Genomic DNA, 1,430 nt, shown 5'->3' with positions numbered 1-1,430 from the left:
TAACACCGATCAGTTAAGCCATTGATCAGTTGAATGATCCTACGGTTGAGTGAAAATACCCTCAGACATTAAGTTTGAGGGTATTTTTTATGTTGGCACATTGGCTTATAGATGTTGATGATTTTGCTTCACCTGACTCACTCTCTTTGTTTCAGAAAGAGTTGCCTCTTGAGTGGATTCAGCAAGCACTCGATGACACCAATAAAGCAAGCTTGAGGCGACGGAAGTTACCTGCTGAACTTGTGGTCTGGCTCGTCGTTGGGATTGGTTTATACCGTGATAGACCGATTACCGATGTACTTGATAAGTTAGACCTTAAGCTTTCTAACTCTCTAGGTGAATCCATTGCTCCAAGTGCGATTCCTCAAGCAAGAAAGCGGTTAACAGCCAAGCCTCTTGAAGCTTTATTTACATTAACTGCACAACATTGGGCACAAACAGAAGATAGTGATGATACATGGTTCGGATTAAAGCTTTTCTCTGTTGATGGTACGCAATTTAGAACCCACGATACCCCAGCTCTTGCAGAGCATTTTCAATACGTTAAGCACAGTAAAACACGCCATACTGAATACCCAGTTGTAAGGCTATGTGCACTTTGCTCCCTTCGAAGTCGCCTAATCCATAATGTCGCTTTTGGCCCTAGCTACAACGGTGAAGAAAGCTACGCTAAGCAACTTATTTCCTCTGCAACGGCCAACTCTCTTACTATTTTCGACCGATGTTATTTAGGTGCGGAGTTAATGATTAACTGGCAAAACCAACATGGTTCTAGCCACTGGATGACCCCCATTAAATCCAATACAAAGTACACAATAATAGAACAGTTAGATGAAGACGGACGTGACTTGATAGTCGAGATGAATGTTTCTCAACACGCTCGCAAAAAAGATCCTCATCTGCCTGAAAAGTGGCAAGCTAGGCTTGCACTTTATCCAGAAAAAGAGCAACCCAATCATATAAAAGGGGTTTTGACGTCCCTAACAGACAAAAAATATGACCTGCAATCCTTGCTTGATGTTTACTTCGAACGATGGGAAATCGAAAACAGTTATGGGGAGATAAAGCATGACATGCTTGAAGATGAGCTCCTACTCCGCAGTCAATCAATCGAAGGTGTTGAGCAGGAGATCTGGGGCATCTTAATTGCTTATAACCTAGTCCGGTTGGAAATAAGTAGGATAGCAAAAGAAGCTAAAGTGTCGCCTTTACGGATCAGTTTCATGATGGCGTTGAGGGATATCCAAGATGAACTAATGTGGTGTGCAATCGCATCGCCCGGTTCAATACCCAAGAAGTTAAGGGCAATGCGGGAAAGAGTGAAACGTTATATTTTGCCGGAACGAAAAAAACGGCCCAAATCAAGGACCGTTCGTATCAGTAAAACCCGCTATGTGGTTCGCTCCAAACATCTTAATTGATAGGAGTTA

General features: G+C 42.7%; 1 protein-coding gene. It reads left to right on the top strand.

The window, feature by feature from the left end; translation table 11 throughout:
• The first annotated feature begins 89 nt into the window (after positions 1–89).
• Positions 90–1,421 carry an IS4 family transposase gene (locus R2X38_RS26575; protein ID WP_317525343.1) on the top strand — a complete coding sequence of 444 codons (1,332 nt, stop codon included), beginning with the start codon at positions 90–92 and terminating at the stop codon, positions 1,419–1,421.
• Positions 1,422–1,430: the final 9 nt, after the last annotated feature.

It is taken from the genome of Photobacterium rosenbergii (genome assembly GCF_033022775.1).
GTDB lineage: Bacteria > Pseudomonadota > Gammaproteobacteria > Enterobacterales > Vibrionaceae > Photobacterium > Photobacterium rosenbergii_A.
The sequence above is the reverse complement of the archived record's forward strand: the minus strand, read 5'-3'. Positions and strand labels throughout refer to the sequence as shown.